The 24,564-nt window shown below is 34.1% G+C and carries 24 protein-coding genes; 9 read left to right on the forward strand and 15 right to left on the reverse strand.

Annotated elements, in window-relative coordinates; genetic code table 11:
- Nucleotides 1-4: 4 nt before the first annotated feature.
- From rplB to rpsL, 8 genes are all read right to left on the reverse strand, one after another.
- Nucleotides 5-829 (reverse strand): 50S ribosomal protein L2, encoded by an 825-nt coding sequence (gene rplB, locus Q1A73_RS18245; RefSeq protein ID WP_299608393.1) that lies wholly within the window; start codon nt 827-829, stop codon nt 5-7.
- A gap of 9 nt (nt 830-838) precedes the next feature.
- A complete protein-coding gene (rplW, locus tag Q1A73_RS18250) occupies nt 839-1,129 on the reverse strand; it encodes a 50S ribosomal protein L23 (protein ID WP_299608395.1) in 291 nt (96 codons plus the stop codon).
- 5 nt (nt 1,130-1,134) lie between these two features.
- On the reverse strand, nt 1,135-1,764 hold the full coding sequence (rplD, locus tag Q1A73_RS18255; RefSeq protein ID WP_299608397.1) for a 50S ribosomal protein L4: 630 nt from the start codon (nt 1,762-1,764) through the stop codon (nt 1,135-1,137).
- On the reverse strand, nt 1,764-2,381 hold the full coding sequence (gene rplC, locus Q1A73_RS18260; RefSeq protein WP_299608399.1) for a 50S ribosomal protein L3: 618 nt from the start codon (nt 2,379-2,381) through the stop codon (nt 1,764-1,766). The genes rplD and rplC overlap by 1 nt, the downstream gene beginning before the upstream one ends.
- Nucleotides 2,382-2,527: 146 nt before the next feature.
- The gene (gene rpsJ, locus Q1A73_RS18265) at nt 2,528-2,833 is read right to left on the reverse strand and encodes a 30S ribosomal protein S10 (RefSeq protein ID WP_010181931.1); all 306 of its coding nucleotides are present in this window, start codon (nt 2,831-2,833) and stop codon (nt 2,528-2,530) included.
- A 10-nt stretch (nt 2,834-2,843) separates the two neighbouring features.
- Nucleotides 2,844-4,970 carry an elongation factor G gene (gene fusA / locus Q1A73_RS18270; protein ID WP_299608401.1) on the reverse strand — a complete coding sequence of 709 codons (2,127 nt, stop codon included), beginning with the start codon at nt 4,968-4,970 and terminating at the stop codon, nt 2,844-2,846.
- Nucleotides 4,971-4,982: 12 nt separating this feature from the next.
- Nucleotides 4,983-5,459 (reverse strand): 30S ribosomal protein S7, encoded by a 477-nt coding sequence (gene rpsG, locus Q1A73_RS18275; protein WP_219009333.1) that lies wholly within the window; start codon nt 5,457-5,459, stop codon nt 4,983-4,985.
- 23 nt (nt 5,460-5,482) lie between these two features.
- The gene (gene rpsL, locus Q1A73_RS18280; RefSeq protein WP_024770883.1) at nt 5,483-5,857 is read right to left on the reverse strand and encodes a 30S ribosomal protein S12; all 375 of its coding nucleotides are present in this window, start codon (nt 5,855-5,857) and stop codon (nt 5,483-5,485) included.
- A 184-nt stretch (nt 5,858-6,041) separates the two neighbouring features.
- Between rpsL and Q1A73_RS18285 the strand changes: the two genes are divergently transcribed.
- From Q1A73_RS18285 to rlmB, 5 genes are all read left to right on the forward strand, one after another.
- Nucleotides 6,042-7,736, forward strand: a complete 1,695-nt coding sequence (locus tag Q1A73_RS18285; protein WP_299608404.1) for a BamA/TamA family outer membrane protein — start codon at nt 6,042-6,044, stop codon at nt 7,734-7,736.
- Between the two features lie 428 nt (nt 7,737-8,164).
- Complete coding sequence (locus Q1A73_RS18290; protein WP_299608406.1) at nt 8,165-11,377, forward strand: SusC/RagA family TonB-linked outer membrane protein; 3,213 nt, start codon at nt 8,165-8,167, stop codon at nt 11,375-11,377.
- Nucleotides 11,378-11,403: 26 nt separating this feature from the next.
- Nucleotides 11,404-13,035, forward strand: a complete 1,632-nt coding sequence (locus tag Q1A73_RS18295) for a SusD/RagB family nutrient-binding outer membrane lipoprotein (protein ID WP_299608410.1) — start codon at nt 11,404-11,406, stop codon at nt 13,033-13,035.
- A gap of 24 nt (nt 13,036-13,059) precedes the next feature.
- Nucleotides 13,060-13,923, forward strand: coding sequence for a hypothetical protein (locus Q1A73_RS18300; RefSeq protein WP_299608413.1), 864 nt, complete (start codon nt 13,060-13,062; stop codon nt 13,921-13,923).
- An 85-nt stretch (nt 13,924-14,008) separates the two neighbouring features.
- A complete protein-coding gene (rlmB, locus tag Q1A73_RS18305) occupies nt 14,009-14,746 on the forward strand; it encodes a 23S rRNA (guanosine(2251)-2'-O)-methyltransferase RlmB (protein WP_299608416.1) in 738 nt (245 codons plus the stop codon).
- A 15-nt stretch (nt 14,747-14,761) separates the two neighbouring features.
- On the opposite strand, the gene Q1A73_RS18310 is transcribed toward rlmB, so the two are convergent.
- Nucleotides 14,762-15,505, reverse strand: coding sequence for a rhomboid family intramembrane serine protease (locus Q1A73_RS18310; RefSeq protein WP_299608418.1), 744 nt, complete (start codon nt 15,503-15,505; stop codon nt 14,762-14,764).
- Between the two features lie 116 nt (nt 15,506-15,621).
- On the opposite strand from Q1A73_RS18310, the gene Q1A73_RS18315 reads away from it, so the two are divergent.
- On the forward strand, nt 15,622-16,899 hold the full coding sequence (locus tag Q1A73_RS18315) for a replication-associated recombination protein A (protein ID WP_299608420.1): 1,278 nt from the start codon (nt 15,622-15,624) through the stop codon (nt 16,897-16,899).
- Nucleotide 16,900: 1 nt separating this feature from the next.
- On the opposite strand, the gene Q1A73_RS18320 is transcribed toward Q1A73_RS18315, so the two are convergent.
- The 6 genes from Q1A73_RS18320 to radC form a co-directional block, all read right to left on the reverse strand.
- Nucleotides 16,901-17,698 (reverse strand): hypothetical protein, encoded by a 798-nt coding sequence (locus Q1A73_RS18320; RefSeq protein WP_299608422.1) that lies wholly within the window; start codon nt 17,696-17,698, stop codon nt 16,901-16,903.
- 71 nt (nt 17,699-17,769) lie between these two features.
- On the reverse strand, nt 17,770-19,170 hold the full coding sequence (locus tag Q1A73_RS18325; protein WP_299608424.1) for a DUF5723 family protein: 1,401 nt from the start codon (nt 19,168-19,170) through the stop codon (nt 17,770-17,772).
- Complete coding sequence (locus Q1A73_RS18330; protein ID WP_299608426.1) at nt 19,167-19,757, reverse strand: hypothetical protein; 591 nt, start codon at nt 19,755-19,757, stop codon at nt 19,167-19,169. Before Q1A73_RS18330 ends, Q1A73_RS18325 begins: the two co-directional genes overlap by 4 nt.
- 47 nt (nt 19,758-19,804) lie before the next feature.
- A complete protein-coding gene (locus Q1A73_RS18335; RefSeq protein ID WP_299608429.1) occupies nt 19,805-20,542 on the reverse strand; it encodes a YjjG family noncanonical pyrimidine nucleotidase in 738 nt (245 codons plus the stop codon).
- Complete coding sequence (locus Q1A73_RS18340; RefSeq protein WP_299608431.1) at nt 20,475-21,785, reverse strand: polysaccharide deacetylase family protein; 1,311 nt, start codon at nt 21,783-21,785, stop codon at nt 20,475-20,477. Before Q1A73_RS18340 ends, Q1A73_RS18335 begins: the two co-directional genes overlap by 68 nt.
- Before the next feature lie 5 nt (nt 21,786-21,790).
- Entirely contained in the window at nt 21,791-22,489 is a 699-nt protein-coding gene (radC, locus tag Q1A73_RS18345; RefSeq protein ID WP_299608433.1) for a DNA repair protein RadC, read from the reverse strand.
- Between the two features lie 228 nt (nt 22,490-22,717).
- Here radC and Q1A73_RS18350 point away from each other — a divergent pair, with 228 nt between their 5' ends.
- From Q1A73_RS18350 to Q1A73_RS18360, 3 genes are all read left to right on the forward strand, one after another.
- Nucleotides 22,718-23,164, forward strand: a complete 447-nt coding sequence (locus Q1A73_RS18350; RefSeq protein WP_299608435.1) for a hypothetical protein — start codon at nt 22,718-22,720, stop codon at nt 23,162-23,164.
- 122 nt (nt 23,165-23,286) lie between these two features.
- Nucleotides 23,287-23,730 carry a DUF1569 domain-containing protein gene (locus Q1A73_RS18355; RefSeq protein WP_299608438.1) on the forward strand — a complete coding sequence of 148 codons (444 nt, stop codon included), beginning with the start codon at nt 23,287-23,289 and terminating at the stop codon, nt 23,728-23,730.
- Between the two features lie 3 nt (nt 23,731-23,733).
- Nucleotides 23,734-24,333: an FMN-binding negative transcriptional regulator gene (locus Q1A73_RS18360; RefSeq protein WP_299608441.1), complete on the forward strand. Its 600-nt coding sequence runs from the start codon at nt 23,734-23,736 to the stop codon at nt 24,331-24,333.
- Nucleotides 24,334-24,564 lie beyond the last annotated feature (231 nt).

The raw sequence follows: 24,564 nt of genomic DNA on the forward strand, positions 1-24,564 counted from the left end.
CTTATTATTTCTTTCTACGTTCTACAATATACTTATTACTCGCTTTTGTCTTAGAACGGGTTCTAAATCCTTTAGCAGGAAGACCTTTTCTAGAACGTGGGTGACCTCCAGAAGAGCGTCCTTCACCACCACCCATTGGATGATCAACAGGGTTCATTGCTACTGGTCTAGTTCTAGGACGACGACCTAACCATCTTCCTCTACCCGCTTTACCACCAACAACTAATTGGTGATCACTGTTAGAAATTGCTCCGACAGTAGCCATACAATTTACTAACACCATTCTCACTTCGCCAGAAGGTAATTTTACTGTAGCAAACTTACCATCTCTCGCCATAAGCTGAGCAAAAGAACCAGCACTACGCGCCATTACAGCACCTTGACCTGGCCTTAATTCTATACAAGAAATAATAGTACCTAGAGGGATATCGCTAAGTGGCATTGCGTTTCCAATTTCTGGAGCAACATTATTACCAGAAACTACGTTCTGACCCACTTGCAGCCCATTCTGAGCGATAATATAACGCTTCTCACCATCTTGGTAGTTTAAAAGCGCTATAAAAGCAGTTCTGTTTGGATCATATTCGATAGTAGCAACAGTAGCAGGAATTCCTTGCTTGTCTCTTTTAAAATCGATAATACGATACCTTTTCTTATGACCTCCACCTTTGTAGCGCATGGTCATTTTTCCTTGATTGTTTCTACCGCCTGATCTTTTTTTCGGAGCTAATAAACTTTTCTCCGGCTTATCAGTAGTAATGGCATCAAACCCATTAACTACTCTAAAACGCTGACCTGGGGTAATTGGTTTCAATTTTCTTACTGACATTTTTTAGTCTTAAAGATTACTATATAAATCAATTACATCACCTTCCGCCACCTGTACAATAGCTTTTTTAATAGCTTTTGTTTTACCAGTGATCATTCCCGTTTTTGTATAACGAGTTTTACGATCTGGACGGACATTAATAGTTCGAACTTTAGTAACAGATACTCCATAAACAGCTTCTACTGCTTTTTTAATCTCTACCTTATTCGCATTTCTATCTACCACAAATCCATAGCGATTATAAACCTCACTATCTGCAGTAGCCTTTTCCGTAATAATAGGTTTTATTAAGATACTCATGGCTTCTATTTACTTAAATTCGTTTCAATTCCTTTCAAAGAACCCTCTAAAAGAACAACATTCTTAGCATTAAGTATTTTATAAGTACTTAATTCTGAGTAAGTTACAACTTCAGAGCTTTTTAAATTACGTGACGACAAATATACATTTTTATTTGACTCTCCCAACACAAATAAAGATTTTTTATCCTCCAGCCCTAACGACTTTAAAACTGCAGTAAAATTCTTTGTTTTAATTGTATCAAAAGTGAAGTCCTCTACCACTGTAATTGCCTTGTCATTTGCCTTTATACTTAGCGCAGATTTACGTGCTAATCTTTTTAAATTCTTATTTAATTTAAAAGAATAATTACGTGGTCTAGGTCCGAATATTCTACCTCCACCTTTGAAAATTGGAGACTTAATACTACCTGCTCTCGCCGTACCGGTTCCTTTTTGTTTCTTAATTTTTCTTGTACTACCTGCGATCTCAGCACGTTCTTTAGCTTTATGCGTTCCTTGACGTTGATTCGCCAAGTACTGCTTAACATCTAAATAAACAGCGTGATCATTAGGCTCTATACCAAAAACAGCATCAGAAAGATCTACCTTTCTACCTGTTTCTTTTCCGTTAATATCAATTACTGCTACCTTCATTACTTCTGAATAGTTACGTAAGCGTTTTTATGTCCAGGCACACAACCTTTCACAACTAGTAGATTCTTTTCAGCTACTACTTTTAACACTTTCAAGTTTTGAACCTTTACTTTATCTCCACCCATTCTTCCTGCCATACGCATTCCTTTAAACACTCTTGCAGGATACGATGCAGCTCCGATTGAACCAGGAGCTCTTAAACGGTTATGCTGACCATGTGTTGCTTGTCCAACACCACCAAAACCGTGTCTCTTTACAACTCCTTGGAAACCTTTTCCTTTAGAAGTTCCTGTTACATCCACGAACTCTCCTTCTACGAAGTGCTCTACAGTGATTGTATCACCTAACTTGTACTCCTCATCAAAACCTTGGAATTCCACAACTTCGCGCTTAGCAACAGTTCCTGCTTTTTTAAAGTGACCTAAAGCCGCTTTCGTAGCATTTTTGTCTGCTTTGTCATCGAAACCTAATTGAATAGCCTCATAACCATCCACTTCTTCAGTTCTGACTTGGGTAACCACGCATGGCCCAGCTTCGATCACAGTACATGGAATGTTTTTCCCATTCTCGTCGAAGATGCTGGTCATACCGATCTTTTTTCCTATTAACCCAGACATATTTATTAATTATTAATTAGTATACTTATTTAAAATTTCGCAAAAAAACAGGGTCAAAATACTTCAACCCTGAATGTATTTTTGCCGTTTTTCCCTCGCACGCAGCTTGGGACATTTCATGTAAGACTTTCTTACTGGAAGTTTTATCAAACTTTGATTTCCACTTCGACTCCACTAGGTAATTCTAACTTCATTAACGCATCGATCGTTTTTGAAGAAGAACTATAGATATCTAAAAGTCTTTTATAAGAACTTAATTGAAATTGCTCTCTTGACTTCTTATTTACGTGTGGAGATCTTAAAACAGTAAAGATCTTTTTATGTGTTGGTAATGGAATTGGTCCAGTCACCACAGCTCCAGTACTCTTAACAGTCTTAACAATCTTTTCAGCAGACTTATCTACTAAATTATGATCGTAAGATTTTAATTTTATTCTAATTTTTTGACTCATTTCTGTAAAATTAAGCGTTAACTCCTTTTGCTGCTGCAATCACTTCTTCCGATATATTTGAAGGAGTCTCAGCATAGTGAGAAAATTCCATTGTAGATGTCGCTCTACCAGATGATAAAGTTCTTAATGTTGTTACATATCCAAACATTTCAGAAAGAGGCACTGTAGCTTTAACCGTTTTAGCGCCCGCTCTATCACCCATATCACTTACCTGACCTCTACGTCTATTCAAATCACCTACGATATCACCCATGTTTTCCTCTGGTGTAATAACCTCTAGTTTCATGATAGGTTCCATCACCACAGCTTTAGCTGCTTTTGCCGCTGCTTTAAAACCAAGCTTAGCAGCCAATTCGAATGATAATTGATCAGAATCCACATCGTGATAAGAACCGTCCGTAAGTGTAACTTTCATAGCATCTACTTCATAACCCGCAAGCGGCCCATTTTGCATTGCCATTTTAAATCCTTTCTCTACAGAAGGAACAAATTCCTTAGGAACGTTACCTCCTTTAATCTCGGAAATAAACTCTAACCCTACTTTTCCTTCTTCTGCTGGCTCTAATGTAAATACAATATCCGCAAACTTACCACGCCCACCAGACTGCTTCTTATAAACCTCTCTGTGTTCGGCTCTAGCGGTAATAGCCTCTTTGTACTCTACTTGTGGCTGACCTTGATTAACCTCTACTTTGAATTCTCTTTTCAAACGGTCAACGATAATATCTAAATGAAGCTCTCCCATTCCAGAAATAATTGTCTGTCCTGAAGCCTCATCTGTTCTTACTGTAAATGTTGGATCTTCTTCTGCCAACTTAGCTAACGCCAAACCTAACTTATCAACATCAGCTTTAGTTTTTGGCTCAACAGCAATACCAATTACAGGATCAGGGAAATCCATAGATTCTAAAACGATAGGATTTTTCTCATCCGACATCGTATCACCCGTTTTGATATCTTTAAAACCTACTGCAGCTCCAATATCTCCAGCTTCAATATATTCTATCGCATTTTGCTTATTAGAATGCATTTGATAGATACGAGAAATACGCTCTTTTTTACCCGAACGATTGTTCAAGATATAAGAACCAGCATCTAAACGCCCTGAATATGCACGGAAGAATGCTAAGCGACCTACGAAAGGATCTGTAGCAATCTTAAATGCTAATGCAGCAAACGGCTCCTTAACATCTGGCTTACGTATTTCTTCTTGATCAGTATTTGGATTAACACCTACAATACCTTCCTTATCTGTTGGAGAAGGTAAGTAACGACATACTGCATCTAATAAAAATTGAACTCCTTTATTCTTGAAAGCAGAACCACAAATCATCGGTATGATAGACATATCCATTACCGCAGCTCTTAAAGCAGCGTGAACTTCTTCTTCTGTAATTGAATCTTCATCTTCCATGAACTTCTCAAGAAGCTCCTCATCGTAAGCAGCAACTTCTTCTATAAGTTTTCCTCTTAACTCTGCCGCTTCTTCTTTTAATTCTTCTGGAATATCAATTACATCAAAAGTAGATCCTTGTGTTTCATCATGCCACACGATAGCGCGGTTCTTAACTAAATCCACAATTCCTTTGAAATCAGCTTCATCACCAATATTCATTACAATAGGAACTGCATTAGAACCTAACATATCTTTTACTTGTTGACACACTGCCATAAAATTAGACCCTTGACGATCCATTTTATTTACAAATCCGATACGCGGTACTTTATAGTTATCTGCAAGTCTCCAGTTAGTTTCTGATTGAGGCTCAACACCATCAACCGCACTAAATAAAAACACCAACCCATCAAGAACACGTAAAGAACGGTTAACCTCTACCGTAAAATCAACGTGTCCAGGAGTATCGATAATATTAAAATGATATCCTTTTGTATCTGCAACAGCCTGACCATTTTCTGTCGGAAACTTCCACTCACAAGTGGTAGCAGCAGAAGTAATTGTAATACCTCTTTCTTGCTCTTGCTCCATCCAGTCCATAGTAGCAGCACCGTCGTGCACCTCACCGATCTTATGACTTACACCTGTGTAATATAAGATACGCTCTGTAGTTGTAGTTTTTCCTGCATCAATATGTGCAGCAATACCAATATTTCTTGTATATTTTAAATCTCTAGCCATTTCTGTTCGTGATTAAAATCTAAAGTGTGAGAATGCTTTATTTGCTTCAGCCATCTTATGGGTATCTACTCTTTTCTTAACCGCAGCACCTTCTTCTTTTTCTGCAGCAATAATCTCTGCAGCAAGTTTCTGTGCCATAGACTTTTCATTTCTCTTACGAGCAAACTGAATCAACCATTTCATCGCAGTTGATATCTTTCTGTCCGGTCTGATTGGATTAGGAATTTGGAAAGTAGCTCCTCCAACACGACGACTTCTTACTTCTACATGTGGCATTACGTTTGATAACGCATCTTTCCACATTTCCAAAGCTGTTTTTTCTTCGTTTTGTTTTTTCTCTTCTACGATATCAATCGCATCATAGAAAATCTTGAAAGCAACCGATTTCTTACCATCCCACATCATCATATTAACAAAACGAGTCACTAATTGATCATTAAAACGTGGATCAGGTAAAATAGGTCTTTTTTTAGCCTTTCTTTTTCTCATGTCTTCTTCTTAAAGTTTTTTAATTACTTTTTAGGGCGTTTTGCACCATATTTAGATCTACGTTGCGTTCTACCTTCAACACCAGCGGTGTCTAAAGCTCCACGAACAATGTGATATCTAACTCCTGGTAAATCTTTTACCCTTCCACCTCTAACTAATACTATCGAGTGCTCCTGTAGATTGTGACCCTCACCTCCGATGTATGCGTTCACTTCCTTACCATTAGTCAACCTAACACGAGCAACTTTTCTCATTGCTGAATTTGGTTTTTTTGGTGTAGTAGTATAAACACGCGTACAAACACCGCGACGTTGCGGGCACGAATCCAAAGCAGCCGATTTACTCTTCTTAGTTATTTTGGCTCTACCTTTTCTTACTAATTGTGAAATTGTTGGCATAATTTGCTTTACACTATTATTAAAATAATTTTAAATTACCTCTTTATAGAGGGCTGCAAAGGTAGAAATATTTTTCAGCAATTCAAATCCTAATGCATTAATTTTCAAACACATTTAAAATGATAGGATTAAACCGTAAGAAATACCTGTATTTTCCGTTATTTTAGCAGTATTAAATTGCAGTTTGAGAACCTTATATTTTTACATCTTCGTCCTTAATATATGTATACATTCTTTTTGTAATGGACAAAATTCGTCGATTACCCTTCAAGTAAAAGGAAAAGATTCTATCGAAACAGCAAAGATTGATAGCATTTCTTACAAGAAAACATTCGACAATTATATTGATTTAAGAACAGAAACGAGCAACCTACACAAAAAACTATTAAAAACAGGTTACCTTGACGCAGAATGGCGAAGCATCACAAAAACCTCAGACACTACATTTCTAAGTAATTTTAAACTTAACCAAAAATACACCGAACTTATTATAAAATATGACAATGAAACATTACCCTTAAAAATAATAGAAGAGATCTCTAAAAACCCCTCCACTACAGAATTTATCATCCCCATTGAAAAAACAGAAAACACCCTACAACACTTAACCAATTACCTGGTAAACCAAGGAAACACATTTACCAACCTTTCCTTAACCGAAATCAAAAAAAAAGAACAAAAGGTCTTTGCTAAACTTATAAGCAAAAAAGGAGTTGAAAGAAAAATCGATGATATCATTATAAAAGGTTATACCAAATTTCCAAATTCATTTTTAAAGTATAATAGTAAAATAAGAAAGGGAAGCGTTTTTAACAAAAGTGATGTTTTAAAAAAATCACAAGCAATCGACAATCTCGGTTTCAGCAAGAACATAAAACCTCCTGAAATATTATTTGAAAAAGATTCCACCAAAATCTATCTATATCTAGAAAAGAAATCGGCTAATAGCTTTGATGGCTTCCTTGGGTTTTCGAACGACTCCGAATCCAACAACCTTGAATTAAATGGATATCTAAATTTAAATTTGATAAACAATCTTAATTTTGGAGAAAGATTAAATCTAATATATAAGAGTGACGGAAATGAACAACAAAGATTCCAAGCCAATTTATTCCTACCTTATGTTTTCAAATCCCCTATTGGTATTGAAGCAGGTCTCGACATTTTCAAAAAAGACTCTAGTTTTTTGATTACCGAACAAAAACTAAAGCTTAACTATTTAATAAATGACAAAAATAATATTGCCTTAGGATACAAATCAATTTCTTCAGACAATCTTCTAGATGAACCACTACCAAGTTTAAACATAGAAAACTATTCCGCTAATTTTTTCGGAATAAGCTTCAACCATACAAAAAGACAAAACAACATATTATTTCCAATAAAAAACAATTACCTCTTAGAAATAGAATACGGGACACGAAATACTGATGCATTGAAGACTAATCAAATAAAAGGAACTATCAACATAGAACACATATTCAAGTTAAACACTAGAAATAACATTTTTATTAAAAATAGTTCGGCTGCAATTTTTTCTGAAGATCTTTTTTTTAATGAGCTTTATAGATTTGGTGGAATTAATTCTGTTAGAGGTTTTGAAGAAAACAGCATCAATGCCTCATTATTCAATGTTTTTTCAACTGAGTATCGATATATCTTATCAAATAACATATACATACACACAATTACTGACTACTCCTACTTCGAAGACGAAACCAACAACATATCCGATAATCTAACCAGCTTTGGATTTGGATTAGGCCTAAATACAAAAACTGGTTTATTCAGAATAATCTTCGCTAACGGAAAAAATAGCGACGCTAACTTTGAGTTTTCAAACACTAAGGTACACCTTAGCTTGAATGCTACGTTCTAAACACCAAATAGCTCAAAAAGCCATCTTCTGATAGAAAAAACACTAAAAATCTAATATTACAAGTCAATTTTAACTACAATTTCCATATTTAAGAAAATCCAAAAAATTAACATTTCAACAAGAAATCAATTAAAACTCTTAAAACCACCCTACCCACTAAAACCTAAAGAACACACCCAGACTATAACAAACTCAAAACAAAAGATTTAGACTAAAAAATGAATCCTAAAACAATAGTTTAATCCATCAAATTGAGGACCAAAAAACAGACCAAAAATATGCCTAATCACAGAACTACAACGTTATAGTGGGATTTCACATTATATTAACTTGACCTGAACAATAATTTAATTTTTAACTAAATAAAAGTTGTTTAATTAAGATATTATTATGATTTTTGGCATTGGCTAATTCAAATAAATTATAAAATGAGAACAAAGTTTAGAGGAATTCTAACGCTATTGCTGGCGTTTGTAGTGCAACTAACGTTTGCACAAGAAAAAACGATCTCAGGTAATGTGACCGACAATAGTGGGTTACCGCTTCCAGGGGTAAACATCGTTGTAAAAGGTACCAGTAAGGGTACTCAATCCGATTTTGATGGTAACTTTACTATCGAAGTGAACAGAGGAGCTGTACTTTCTTTCAGTTACTTAGGATTTACAACAAAAGAAGTTGTGGTTGGGGACAGCAACACCATCAATGTACAACTTGAAGAAGATGCAGCGACACTTGAAGAAGTTGTTGTAACTGCACAAGGTATTAAGAGAGAAAGAAAATCTTTAGGTTATGCTATCTCTACCGTTGCATCTGATGATATTCAAGAACAGTCTAGTGCAGACCTTGGTAGAATCCTATCGGGTGAAGCAGCTGGTTTGAATATCACATCTACAAACGGTACTGCAGGTTCTGGAACAAATATCATTATTCGTGGTTTATCTACTGTTTCAGGAAGTAACCAGCCACTATTTATTGTAGATGGTGTTCCTTTCGCTAATAATACAAACCAACAGAATGCTTTCTTTAACAACGTTACGGAATCAAGTAGATTCTTGGATATTGATCCAAATAACATCGAAAGCGTAAACGTACTTAAAGGTCTTAGTGCATCTGTATTATATGGACAAGAAGGTAGAAATGGGGTAATTCTTATTACTACAAAAACAGGAGCTGCAAAAGCTTCAAACAAAAAATTTGAAGTTACTTTTTCTCAATCTCTTTTTGCAGAAGAAGCTGTATTACCAAAATATCAGGACGAATACGGAGGTGGTTTCCACCAAAACTTTGGATTCTTCTTTAGTAACTGGGGTCCAAGTTTTAATAGAGACATAAGTGCTAACCCTTTATATAGAAGCGGTGCTCCTGGAAATACTTTTGTAGCCAATCCTTTATCTCAAATCGCTGACCAAAGTTTAGTGATTGGTTTTGAAGATATCGCTGCTTCAGAATATGCTTACAGACCTTATGATAGTGTTGATAGATTCTTTAAAACTGGTTTTATATCTAACACATCTATAGGTATGACTGGTGGTAATGAAAATGCATCTTTCAGTGCTAACTACAGTTATTTTGATCAAGACAGTTTTACACCAGGAAACCAATTAACAAGAAACAACATTGGTTTTGGTGGTAAAGCAAAATTAAGTAACAAAATTACTTTCCAAGGTACTGCAAACTATACTAATTCTAGATTAAAGACTCCTCCAATTTCAGCATCTGCTGGTAGTGGAACTGTTGGTGGTGGTAGTTCTGTTTTTGGTGATATCCTTTATACACCAAGAAGTGTTGATTTATTTGGATTACCTTTCCAAGCACAAGATGGACGAAGTGTTTATTATAGATCTGGAAACGATATTCAGAATCCATTATGGACTGTTGCAAATGCAAAAGTTACACAGGAAACAGATAACATTTTCGGAAATGCAAGTCTTACTTACAATTTCAACGATAACTACTCTTTAACATATAGAGCTGGTTTAAATACATTTACAGAATTTAACACTAACGGTCAAAACAAAGGTGGTGTTGATGGTGACGTAACAGGTTTCTACAGAACTATTCAGGTAAGAAACACTATATTTGATAACAGTTTAATCTTAAATGGTTATGAGCAACTTAACGAAAACCTTGGTTTAACTTTCATAGCTGGTTTAAATACCAGAAGAAACACATACCAACAAGAAGGTACTTTAAGTACTCAGCAGTTAGCTTTTGGAGTTTTAAGACACTTCAACTTCGTAAACCAGTCAACAGCTGACTTTGACGGTGGACGTTTAGACTTAGAATTTGAAGATAACACGATCGGTGTATATGCAGATGTTAGTCTAGATTATAAGAATTACTTATTCTTTAATGGAGTTGTTAGAAATGACTGGTTCTCTACATTAGAACAAGACAACAACTCAATCTTATATCCTGGAGCGAGTATCTCGTTAATTGCTACGGATGCTATACCTGGTTTACAAGGAGATATGTTTAACTACTTAAAAACAAGAGTAGCATATGGAGAATCTGCAGGAGCACCTGGAGCATTTAGCACTAGAAATACTTTAGGACTTAACTCTAGAGCATTTGTTGATGCACAAGGAAATGTAATTTCTAGTAATGCTGTTTCTAACGTTTTAGGAAACGCAGATCTTAAGCCTGAAAGATTCCAAGAATTTGAAATCGGTGTTGAAACTCGTTTCTTCAACAACAGAGTTGGATTAAACGTTAGTTTATTCAAAAGAAACACAAAAGATTTAATTACTAATCAAGCATTAGATCCTGCTTCTGGATTTACTAATAAGGTAGTAAACTTAGGTAAATCTGAAAACGAAGGGATTGAGGTAGATTTCGATATTACTCCATGGAAAACTGATAACTTTAAGTGGTTAATCAATGGTAACTTCTATGCTGATGAAAACGTAGTAACAGAGTTACCTACTGATCAGATTGCTCTTACTGCTTCTATTGGAGGAAGACCTGCAAACTATGCTATTGCTGGAGAAGCTTTTGGTATCCTTCAAGGAACTGCAATACAGAGAGATGCAGACGGTAATCCAATCGTAGGTAGTGATGGTTTATACTTAGCTACTACAGACATTGAAATTATCGGAGATCCAAATCCAGATTGGACAGGTACTTTAAAGAATACTTTTTCTTACAAAGGATTTAAATTCTCTTTTGATTTCCAATATAGACATGGTGGAGATATTTTCTCTCAAACAGCTTCTACTCTTGTAGGACGTGGAGTTGTTGATGCTGATGACCCATTAGACAGAAGAGGAGCTTACATATTACCAGGTGTTTTCCAAGATGGAACACCAAATAACATTCCAATCACTGCTACAAACGTATTCTTTGGTAACTTCGGTTTTGGACCAAACGAATCGCAAATATATGATGGTACTACTTTAAGATTAAATGAAGTTAGTCTTAGCTATGATTTCAAAAAAGAGTTCTTAAACAAAACTCCATTTGGATCATTATCAATTACGTTACTTGGATCTAATTTATGGTACAAAGCATTTAATTTCCCTGATGACGTTAATTTTGACACTAACACTCTAAGTACAGGAGTTGGTAACGGACAAGGTATTGATTTTATTACTGGTCCTAGTTCTAGAAGATACGGTCTTAGTTTTAGAGCTACTTTCTAATTTTATTTAATAAAAAAATGATAAACATGAAAAAAAATATAAAAAGAATTTTATTCCTAGCAGTATTAGCTTTGGGATTCAATTCTTGTGAAACAACGGAACTAGAGATTCTGGAAAGTCCGAACGTACTTCGTCCAGATCAGGCTGATGTAGATTTCTTTCTAAATAGTATGCAAATAAGTGCTTCAACGTTCTTTGAGCAAATTACTGAAGAAGGAATGGAAGTAACTCGTATTCTTCATCAAGCTGGACCTACATATGATAATGGTTATGGACCTGCTCAATTAGATGCTCCTTATACTACAGCTTATGCTGGTATTTTAGCAGACAATAGAGCAATGGCACCTTTAGCAGAAGAATTGGGTCTTTTCACTCATATCGCTATCGGTCAAATTATTGAAGCGTATACTATAGCAACAATGGTTGACTATTTAGGAGATGTTCCATACAGTGAAGCTATTTTAGGATTAGAAAATGAAAATCCAAATTTAGATAGTGGTCAAGCTGTTTACGATGAAATGTTTGCATTATTAGATAGTGCTATCGCTAATTTGAATGCTACTTCTACTGGTGAACCAGCTGTTGATTTATATTACGATGGAGATACTGATAACTGGATTCGTTTTGCGAATACTTTAAAAATCAAATTATTTTTACAAACTCGTTTAGTAAATGCTACAGCTTCGACTACAGGTATTAATGAAATCTTAGCTTCTGGAAACTATATAGTTTCTGCTGATCAAGATTTCCAATTTCAGTATTCTTCTGTAGATGCTAACCCAGATAGTAGACACCCAATATTTTCAAGAAACTTTGATAATGGAGTTACAGATTACCAATCAAACTCTTTCATGGATGTTTTATTAAATGGTAAAAGCGCACCAGATCCAAGAATCAGATACTATTTCTATAGAAACAGATCTAACGCTTCTACAGATCCTAATGCATTACCATGTATCACTGAAACTGCACCTGCTCATTATCCTGCTGGTACTGTATTCTGTGTAGCTGGTCAAGGTTATAATGGTAGAGATCACCATGATAATGATGGTATCCCACCAGATGAAGCTGACAGAACAGATTGGGGAGTTTATCCAATTGGAGCTCGTTTCGATGATAATAGTTTTGACGGAACAAACGACAGAACTGTAGGAGCTCAGGGAGCTGGTATATCTCCAATCATGTTAAGTTCTTATGTTGATTTTATGTTAGCAGAAGCTGCACTTGAATTAGGTACTACTGGAGATGCTAGAACATATCTTGAAGCTGGTTTGACCAAATCATTTGCTAAAGTTATGAACTTCAGACCTGACTTAACTGATGCTGCATTAGCACCTACTGCTTTAGATGTACAAGATTACATTGATGAAGTACTTGGCAACTATGATACTGCTGCTGATGATGATGAAAGATTAGAAATTATTGTTCAAGAATATTTCATCGCATTATACGGAAACGGTATTGAGGCATACAACACATATAGAAGAACTGGTAAACCAGAAAATTTACAGCCATCGTTATTAGCGAATCCAGGTGTATACATCAGATCTTTCTTATATCCAAGTGTTTTAGTTGACAGAAACTCTAATGTTGATCAGAAAGCTAATCAAGCTTCTCCAGTATTCTGGGATACAAACCCAGAAGGATTTGTTGACTAAATAAAAAATTAAAATTTTTATAAAATGAAAAAATTAATAAATATATTTTTAGTCGTTTTTATTGCGGCGATATTTTTCTCTTGTGAGGACGATGAGAAAAATCAGATAACAGATACAGTAGAGGCACCTTGGGTATACTTTGAGTCAATAGATGCGCCTGTAATCGATGTAACAAACCTTGAAGGTTCTGCATATACTGCTAAACTTGTTGCTCCATTTAATAATGTTGCATCTTACGAAATATTCGTTAATCTTAACGATGAGGAAGATGCTGATGAGAACTTGGTTTTAACTCCATTAAAGACTATAACTGAGTTCCCTGCTGATCTAAGTATAAATGCTACTGAAGTTACTACAGCTTTAGGTTTAACTTTAGCAGATTTAAATCCTGGAGACAAAATTAACTTCAGAGTTATCATTACAGATAACGATGGTGTTGAATTTAATGGTGCTGATGAAACTCAATTCTTAGGAGACATTAACAACCCTGGATTACAACAAGCTTTAAGTTACAATACTTTTATCTCTTGTCCGTTTAATGCGGCAGATGCTGCAGGAGAATATACTGTTTCTTTCCATAGATTTGATGGGTTTTTCCCAGGAGCTGTAGCTACTAGAACAGTTGTAGCTGGACCAGGAGAGAATCAGATCACAGTTGTAGGTGGAGCTGTTATCCAAGACGGAGCTGACGATTTAATTATTTCTGTTGACCCTAATACAGGTATTGCATCTTACGGAGGATCTGGTGAAGCTATTCACTTCAATACCTTCGGTCCTGCTGCGTATTTAGGTGTAAGTGGATTTGTTTTCTCTTGTACTGGAACTGTAGATATTTCTATCCAGTCTGCTGGATTTATAGATAACTTCTTAGTAATGTCTAAGAACTAGATAAAAACTTAAGAAATACATAAAATCTCATCCCGATGAAAATTCATCGGGATGATTTTTTTATATAGCATTATATTTGCACTATATGAAGAATAATGAATCCCAAATATTTGGTATACGCACAGTAATTGAAGCTATTCATTCCGGAAAAACAATTGATAAAATCTTTATCCAAAAAGGTTTGCAAGGTGAGCTATCCAAAGAATTGATAGCGCTACTTAAAAAAGAAAATATCTCTTTTTCTCAGGTTCCTGTAGAAAAGCTAAATAGACTAACTCGTAAAAATCATCAAGGTGTTGTAGCATTCATCTCACCCATAGAATTTCATGACTTAGAAAATCTAACAATGCAAGTAATTGAATCTGGAGAAACACCTCTATTTCTAATTCTTGATCAACTATCTGATGTTCGAAATTTTGGAGCAATTATTAGAACCGCAGAATGCACTGGAGTCCATGGTATTATAATTCAGAAAAAAGGAGGCGCTCCTGTGAGCTCGGACACAGTAAAAACATCGACCGGAGCTATTTTTAAAATTCCGATCTGTAAAGTTGATCATATTAAAGATGCTATGTTTTATCTCCAGGGCTCAGGAATGCAAATAGTAGCGGCAAGTGAAAAAGCAGTAACCCCTATTTATGATATAGATCTTAAAATACCAACTGCTATCGTAATGGGAAGTGAAGGAAAAGGTATTTCTAACTCTGTTTTAAAAATTGTTGATCATATGGCCAAACTTCCTATGTACGGAGAAATAGCTTCCTTAAACGTTTCTGTCGCGTGTGGAGTATTTTTGTATGAAACCATTAGACAAAGATTATAAACACATAGAAGATCATCATTCTTCTTCAGAATTATCGTTATCTGAAGACTTAAAGTTATAAATGATTTCTATATGTTCCTGTTCATCAGGTTCTGGTAAATTCTCTATAAAATTACCGTTTTCGTCAAAATGTTTTAAGAAGTCGTCTTCTTCAGGATCAAAATCATCTTCTTCCCAATTATACCTCTTAGGTGTAGCAATGCCTTTTTTAATACAAAAAGCCAAAAAAAATCCAACTAACAATCCTGATAAATGCCCTTCCCAAGAAATCTTTGGATCAATAGGAAATGTATACCAAATCATGCTACCATAGATAAAAACCACTACAAAAGATAGTGCTATTAGCCTGTAGTGCTTTGCAATAATACCCTTCAAAAACAAAAAACCAAATAACATATAAATTAATCCACTTGCACCTATATGGTTTGCTGTACGACCTAGAAACCAAGTCAAAAACCCTGTAAGAAGTCCTCCTATAAGAATAACTTTCCAAGAGTTTCTGGGATAAAAAAAGAAAAGTGAAGAAGACAAAATAAATAATGGCAAAGTATTATGCCACAAATGCGACAAATCTCCATGAATAAAAGGAGAAAACAGAATCCCCCTCAACCCTATTAAAGTTCTTGGATATATCCCAAAATTATTAAAATCAAAGCCAAATCTCACTTCAAACCAGAAAACTATCCATATCAGCAATACAAACAATAAAGGATATCCAATAACGCCTGTACTAAAAACAAATTGATCTCTTTTTCTCATAACTTTGTTAGATATATCAAAAAATCTTCCAAAGACTATATCACGCTAAATTGTCAGTAACTTAATTTTCATAGAGATCACGACAAAAGCAAACACCATTTACTACATTTGTAATTATGAACAAACCTCTAGCGGAAAGAATACGTCCTAGATCCTTAGAAGAGTATTTAAGTCAAGAACATTTGATTGGTGATGATGGTTCCTTAACCAAACAGATCAAAAATGGAATCATCCCATCTCTAATTTTTTGGGGCCCTCCGGGCGTGGGTAAAACAACACTAGCTAATATTATTGCCAGTGAATCTGATCGCCCATTTTATACACTCAGTGCTATTAATAGTGGTGTAAAGGAGGTACGAGAGGTAATTGATAAAGCAAAACAAAGCGGTGGATTGTTCACTTCTAAAAATCCAATTCTTTTTATTGATGAAATTCATCGTTTTAGTAAATCACAACAAGATTCCTTACTCGGAGCAGTAGAAAAAGGATGGGTAACTTTAATTGGAGCTACTACGGAAAACCCAAGTTTTGAAGTAATTCCTGCCTTACTCTCCAGATGTCAGGTTTATGTTTTAAAACCTTTCGAAAAAAAGGAATTAGAAGCACTTTTAGCTAGAGCAATGGTTCAAGATGAACATATATCATCAAAGAACATTGAACTCAAAGAAACGGAAGCTTTATTACGTTTAAGCGGTGGTGATGCTAGAAAATTATTAAACATTTTTGAACTGATTGTCAGTAGTCAAGAAAACAATGAAATAATAATTACGAATGATCTGGTTCTTAAACTGGTGCAACAAAACACTGTTAGGTATGACAAAACCGGAGAACAGCACTATGATATTATTTCCGCATTTATCAAATCAGTAAGAGGCAGTGACCCAAACGCAGCCGTGTATTGGTTAGCAAGAATGATAGAAGGTGGAGAAGATCTTAAATTTTTGGCCAGAAGAATGATTATTTTAGCTTCGGAAGATATTGGAAATGCGAATCCGACAGCACTTATTATGGCAAATAACACTTTTCAGGCTGTAACCACAGTTGGATACCCAGAAGCCAGAATCATCTTAAGCCAGTGTGCAGTTTATCTAGCAACTTCTCCAAAAAGTAATGCATCCTACATGGCAATTAATAAAGCGCAACAACTAGTTAGGCAAACTGGTGATTTACCTGTTCCTTTGCATATAAGAAATGCTCCTACTAAATTAATGAAAGAACTAGGATATGGAGAAGATTATAAATATGCTCATGACCATACAAATAACTTTGTAGATCAGGAGTTTTTACCAGAATCACTAGAAAACACAAAACTCTATGAACCTGGCAATAATCAACGAGAGGATGCTTTTAGATCATTTCTAAAATTGCGATGGAAAGATAAGTACAATTACTAGTTTATTGACGCGCAAAAGTATCCGTGATTAATTTATCAGTAACAGGATTAATTCTATCTAAAATAAAATTACCATAAGCATCAAAATAACCACTACCACTTAAATCCCCTGCTTTAACGATATAATCGTTTTTTCTACTAGACTTTAAAATCTTGCCTAAAGAAAGAACAGAACTCCCCTTTTTTTGTGATAACTCAAAACCAAACTCTTTCTTATTTAAAAGATATATTTCATCGTTATAAGTAAAAGAAATAGTTTTCTGAGAAGATACAATTGTTTTTTCCCGAACCTGCTCTTTAGTATTCTTTTCATTTATCATTGAGTTTGCACTCTCTGATTTAGACATAGTAGGCGCTGCGTTCTCAACTGAATTATTTACTTCTTTTGGCACATTGGACTGTGGACTGCTCACTGCAACCATATTCTCTTTTTTACCGTTATACTTATAATTCAAGGCTTGGATATCTTTAAAAGCATTTCTTAAAGCTTCATGATAAGATTTTTTATACTCTTTTTCTCTACTAGTCCCTTCTTTAGTACTGAATACAACTATTCCGTTGCAATCTTTTAAATCTACAATAAGTTTGGTCTTCAATAATCCAGAATTTTTCCTTACATCTGCTGTTAACCCCTTGCAACCATTAGTTTTTAAATCTTCCGGTAAATCCTCACCTCGAATAAAAGCAGTAAACCCATATTTTTCAAATAAAAACTTGGTTAACGAATTTAATTGATAGTCATCATTTTCTCTCAAAAAGACGTAACCTTCTGGCACAATTACATATTTATAATCATTCACCGAATTTTGAGCCCAGAAATTATTGATAAAGAAAAAAGCAAGCCCAAAAAAGAAAACACGTGTTATATTCATTACATTATTACATTAAATCCTAATTGGACGGATGCTCCTCTTGCATCGGCCAGATTAGAATATTCTAAAAGATTATTTGCCGAAATATAAAAATTAATTTTATTAAAATGAGTAGACATTAAAAAACCGATGTTTTTAAAGGAATAATCGTCTACCGTATATGTTAATTTTGTTCTCAGAAAACTGGATAATCGTTTGTAATAAAACAATGATGCCGCATATTGGGGTCTTTTTGGTCTAAATTGTGTAAATACTTGCAGTCCAAACGCATCTTGATATAAAGGTCCTTCTCCTTCTATCGCGCAGTTACAAGTACCGTCATCATATCTGTTAAACGAATACTTTATAGAACTATTCAGTTTTAAGGGTCTTAACGCGGCATAACTTGTACTTAGCGTATCAATCGGTATTGCTTCTTCTAATTCATTCAATATATCTTGCCCATTATCATCTGTAATGGGAGTTTCTAATCCCTCAAAAACAAAATTACCTCTTGCCCTATAAGTCTCCACATCTTTGGTATAAAAAATCATTCCTAAATCTGTCATACTTCCCGTAAGCGTCCACTGATCTTCTATTTTATAACTAAATCCTAGATCTACACCTACTCCTAAGTTTCCTCCAAGAAATGCTCTTCCAATAAACTTATTCACCACTTGACTAGCACCATCTGCATTATCCTCAGATTCGATATCTCGCAGAGACGCATAACCTGCTGTTTGTAGACTTACATCAGCATTGCTAATTACATGCTGATAGATGTTATTACCTTGTGGAGTCTCGATAGTAGTAAATGTCCCACGATTTTTTGTACTTCTAAAATTAAAAATACTAGAATACAACTTTGCTCTAGCTCCAAAAGTTAATTTCTTATTTACTTTTTTATTGTAACCAAAATGATACACTGTTAGCAATTCTCCTGTAGCTCTTATATTAGAAAACCGAAATGGGACATTTATAAAATCCTGATTTCCTTGATAAGCTAGAACTGCGAAGTCTTTAGGAAAATATACAATCAGATCAAGCTCCTGGTACAATCCGCCTGAATAATACAAATCTTTATTGTTTTTGCTACGCCAACCAAAACTAAGTAACTCTAATTGTTCTGTTAAAGTGAAGTAGTCGTTACTGGTAAGTGTATTGATTGTATTCTCTATTTTATCATTAATATCCCTACCATCATCTGCAAACACATCATAGATTGAGGCTCCTCTAAAGCCAACGTTTAGATGTATCTGAGATAAAAAAGGAACTCCAGCGTGATATTTAAAATTCACCTCTGCGCCTGGATTAAGCATAAGCGACTGCGGTAGATCAGTAAAATCGTATAAGGTTTCTTTATTTTGAGAATATAATGAGCATCCCAATAAACCTAAAAAAAGGCACAATAAGATTCTCATAATTCATAATTTACATAGTAACTGGCTTTTGATCTAATATGTAAAACACCTCTTAAGTCCGTGTTTAATGTGGGTACAATGATTTCTGTTGCAATTTTTTGGGCAGAAGACAATTGGTTTAAAGTAGCATTATCTAAAACAATTGGATCAGGATCTGAGAAAGATACAACCGGTTGTGTACCTGGTCCCATTCCTGCTTGCACAAGAACATTGTATAATTGTCCGATTGGTTGATCATTTTCGGTTAAAAATTGAAATTGAATAAGAAATGCTCGCTCAATAGTATTACGAACTTCGATTGTAAGTTCGACTCTATCTAAATTATCCACTGCAAAATCAGTTCCTACTAAATCATAATTTGCAGTATCCCTTACAACCTCAGGAGGTATGGTAAAATTTGTATCAGGAGGAAGTCCATCCGGGATATATTCCTCGATATCAAATTCTGAATAAATAAAATCAGCCTCGAAGACAGGTGTTAAAACAACATCTTCTAGTTGTTCAAAATCTAGCTCTTCAACGCACGAAACGGTTGACATTATTGCGCTAAAAAACAGCAGCAATGCATAAGTTTTTTTTGTTTTCATCTGGGGGAGTTGTTTAGTATGTAACGAAAATATACAAATATTTATTACTAAATGTAATTTTTTATTTCATTTAATGAAGAAACTTGCAATATATTCTGAGGTATTTGTTCCTTATGATAGTTGAAACATATTGACCTGATCCCCAAAGATTCTGCCCCTAAAATATCCGCTTCATAGTTATCTCCAATCATCAAACTATTATCAATATTCGCGCCAGAAATAGCTATCGCATGCTCAAATATAATTGGGTTTGGTTTTTTAACACCTACATCCTCACTATTCGTTACAGTCTTGAAATATTGCGCTATATTAGAATTAGATAGCTTGGTGTTTTGCACTTCCCTAAAGCCGTTTGTTATAATATGCAAATGATAGTTTGGTTTTAAATAGGTTAACAACTCCACAGCACCTTCTATCAAATAATTATTTAAAGGAAGAAAATTTATATAATCTTCAGACAACTGATCTATCACTTCAATTGAAAAAGATATACTAAAAGCATTAAAAGCTTTAATTAAACGCCCTCTGCGCAACTCTTGTTTCGTCACTTTTTCTTCTCTATACAACTTCCAATATTGTAAGTTGATAGGCTGATAAACACTCAAAAACTGATAAACGTCTATTTCGATATTGAATTTATCAAACATCTTTTGAAATGCTAAAGTCGAATTTCTATCAAAATCCCAAAGAGTGTGATCAAGATCAAAAAATATATGATCAATTTTTGTTAGTCTCATCCCTAGTCCAAATAAATTTAAAAATTGATTTCCAAAACGATTGTTCATTAAGATCCCCTAATAAGCCATTACTAAAAACAGGAATAAATAATCCATTTACTTTTTCCACTTTTTCCAAGTAATCTATAATTTCTTGCCTAACAACATATTCGTTATCAGCATTCTCAAAACTTTTAGGAGTGATACAAAAAGAATAAATCACCAAAGGTGTTTGTACTTCGTAATCCAAGTCATAAAACAAAAAAGGTGTACAAGTCCCTGCCCTAAAACCAGCATGTCCGGGATACCCCATTGAATAGTCTTCTTGAATTTCTAATTCAATAAAGTTTCGATATGCTTCAGGAAGTTTTATTTTATAAAAAGAACATAATGAAGACTTTAATTGTCTATTCACAATATTCTCTATTCTCGTTTTTTCTTGCTTTAATATTTCTAAGTCGGCAATAGCATCATATGAAACCTTCAAACCAACATCTAAATAATCTGATACATGTTTAATAACTTTCTTATGTTCTGGATTACTATGGTTGATATTTTTTTCAAAATTCGTGTAATCCCCTAAGCCAAAAAACATGAGACATTTTCTATGTATATTTTTTTGCAAATCAATCACAAAATCAAAAGTATTGTACGGATCTTTTTTAATCCCCAATATTACTTTGACTCTATCAGTAACTTCATTAACTTTTAACTGCCATAGATCTCTAATACCTCCTCCTACAGATCTTAAAATTCCTTTTTGCCAATACGCAAAAGTCTGACTCACATAAATAATAGGTTGAATCTTAAACTCTTTTTCTTTAAATCTAATATCTGGATACTTTTCCTTTAGTATTTTTTTAAACTTTAGCGCCCAAATATCAACAACAGGTTCATGCAAAAAACCATTCTGATAAGCAATACTTTCTGTTGCGGCAAATCTTCCGAGTTCGTCTTTTACGTGAGGTAAATACTCTTCATATCTTGTCAACAAATAAAATGTTGCCGCGAATATATCAAATGGCAAAGCCGTACTTTGGTTTTTAACCGAAAAAAAACACTGAGTATCTTCCCAAGGCATTACTTGTATTTCTACTTCGTTGAAACCGTGCTCAAAAAGCAAATCTACACTTTGAAAATAAAGCTCTTTTCCTAAAGGTTGTTTACCATAAGATAATTTTGGACCATCATGGGCAATAAAAGATTCAATTTTGGAAGTAAAATCAACTTCTAAACCCAAAACTCTTTTACAGATATGCTTAAAAGTGTATAATACTCTAGGTGTTATCTTGTAAACATGGATTAATAGCATAGTTATTAAAGTATAGCTTGATCTGCGAAGCTAAAATAATCCTTTTCTGTAATTATTAAGTGATCCAATAGTTTAATATCTAAACTCATACCTGCTTGTTTCAATTTTTGTGTCAAGGCTTTATCGGATTCACTTGGCACTAAAGTTCCGCTAGGGTGATTATGTGTCAATATAATTGCTGTGGCATTAAATTCTAGCGCAGATCTAAACACAATTCTTGGATCTACCAAAGTGCTGGTCTTCCCTCCTACACTTATTTGCTTCTTTTGTAAAACCTTATTAGAATTATTAAGAAACAAAACCCAAAACTCTTCATGTTCCAAATCCCCTATAATTGGATTCATTATATGAAATACATCCATACTCGACCCTATTTTAGGTATCATCGGAACACTTTCTTCTTTTCTTCTTTTTCCTAACTCTAAACCTGCTACGATTGATATTGCTTTAGCTTCTCCAATTCCTTTAAAATCCATGAGCTGTTTTACTGAAAGTTTACTAAGAGCATTTATTTGATGATCCACACTTGCTAAAATTCTTTTGCTTAATGCTACGGCACTTTCTTCTTTATTCCCAGAACCTATTAAAATCGCTATTAACTCCGAATCACTTAAAGAATTCTTCCCTTTAACCAATAATTTTTCTCTTGGACGATCATTTTCATTCCATTTTCTAATCGAAAATGAAGCATTATTTTCAATCATATATTTTTTTTTAGAAGTATTATTCCCTAAATTTTTCGATACTTATTTATAAACTAGTCCGCTCAAATACAATATATTATTCTATAATTTACAAAAATAAAAATTGTCTACCCTGTCGATATTCTAAGATTCTTTATACATATATTTGTTTGAAAATGAAAGTTTTACTATATTTGAACACCCATAATCTAAAAAAAGAGAATTTAACAACTTCAAATTAACCTATTTATGAAGAACATTATTACCTTCGCATTACTATTAGCTACCATTAGTTTTTATGGACAAGACAGGAAACGCATAAGCTTCTTAAATTTAGTAGGAAACCACATACAAGTGCCAAGAGGATGTCAAGCGCAATCAGAATTTGAGCTGCAAGCATGTAATGGAACCTCTATTAAATGGGATTATTACAGTGATGATATGTTAACTGCAGTATTTGACGCTACTATTGATGCTTTTGGAGCAGATAACTCTTCTAAGACGGCTGTAACATTTACTTCCTTTGGATCTGAATTGAAAGGTTTTAAATTTAAATCTGGTACTACTTTCCAATATTTTTTAATGGGAAAAATTAAAGATCAGCCTTTGATGATAAATCTTGGAACACCTTCGGATATATCAGCAAACGGAGATTTGGAAGGAATTCTTAAACTTGTCTTCGAAAAGGTCGGATAATTAAATCATTTATTTTTACGATTAATCTTTAAAGTTATTTTAGCAATAGCTTAGGTTTTTTATGGATCATATTTAAAATAATTCTGTTATTTTTGGTATGTACAGCTTAAATATGCCATAAGATGAAATCTCTTTTTGATGAACCCGTAAAAAATGAAATAGAAGGTAGAATTCAGAAATTATCTACAGAAAGCTCTCCAAATTGGGGCAAAATGGATATTTCTCAAATGTTATTTCATTGTCAGTTTCCTTTAAAAATTGCACTTAAAAAAAAGCATCCAACGGTAAAACCAAATTTATTGGCTAAGATATTCTTTAAAAAATCCTTGTATAACGACAAACCTTGGAAAAAAAATTTACCTACACATCCAAAATTAAAAGTTGTTGATAGTAAAGTTTTTGAAGAAGAAAAAAAGGTATTATTAAATTTAATCAGTGAATTCTCAGAAAAGAGAACTATTTCCGAATGGGATCCGCATCCTATGTTTGGACAGTTTACCAAAGATCAATGGGGAAAAATGCAATACAAGCATTTAGATCATCATTTACAACAATTTAACGTATAGTCTGTGTATCCACCAAAACATCATCAAGACTATAACGTAGAGAACATTAAAAGTGTAGCTAAAGCATATCCTTTTGCTACCTTAGTATCTGCCAAAGACAAAACACCATACATTACTCACGCACCATTAATTCTGAAAGGAGACACTCTTGTCGGCCACATAGACGCTAATAATCCACATGTAGAATTATTGCAAAATGACTATCCAGTCACAGCAATTTTCCAAGGACCTCAAACCTATATTTCTCCAACGATTTATACTACCAAGCAATTACCCACCTGGAATTACATTATTTCACACGCAGTAGGTATTGTAAAGACGATCAAAGATCCAGAATTAATCAAAGAATCAATGGTAGTAATGACTGACTTTTTAGAAAATCCCAATGATGGTTTTAAACTATTAAAAGAAGACCCTAGAATGGATCGTTTGGTTCCGTATATTCATTGTTTTGAGATTGAAGTACAACATTGGGAAGGTAAATTTAAATTAAGCCAAGATAAAATACCAGCTGACATAGAAAATGCAAAACATGAATTGATCAAAAATAACCAGATCAGTATTGTTGATTTTGTTAATGGTTTATTCCAAAATCATTTTTAAGCATCTCTTCAGATTCCTTATTCTCTAAAGGTTTTAACTACCATTCTATTCCTTTTCAATATAAGTTCTATGAACTTAAGAATACCATTAGATTAAAATATTACTTCTAACGTATACTAAACCTAATTTATTAAAGTTCTAAACACTAAATTGAGTTTACATAATTCTTAAGACTTTTAAAACCATAAATAATAGTTCCAAATCTACCTATATCAAAAGATCTCATAAAGA

It is taken from the genome of uncultured Aquimarina sp. (genome assembly GCF_947492115.1).
Taxonomy (GTDB): domain Bacteria; phylum Bacteroidota; class Bacteroidia; order Flavobacteriales; family Flavobacteriaceae; genus Aquimarina.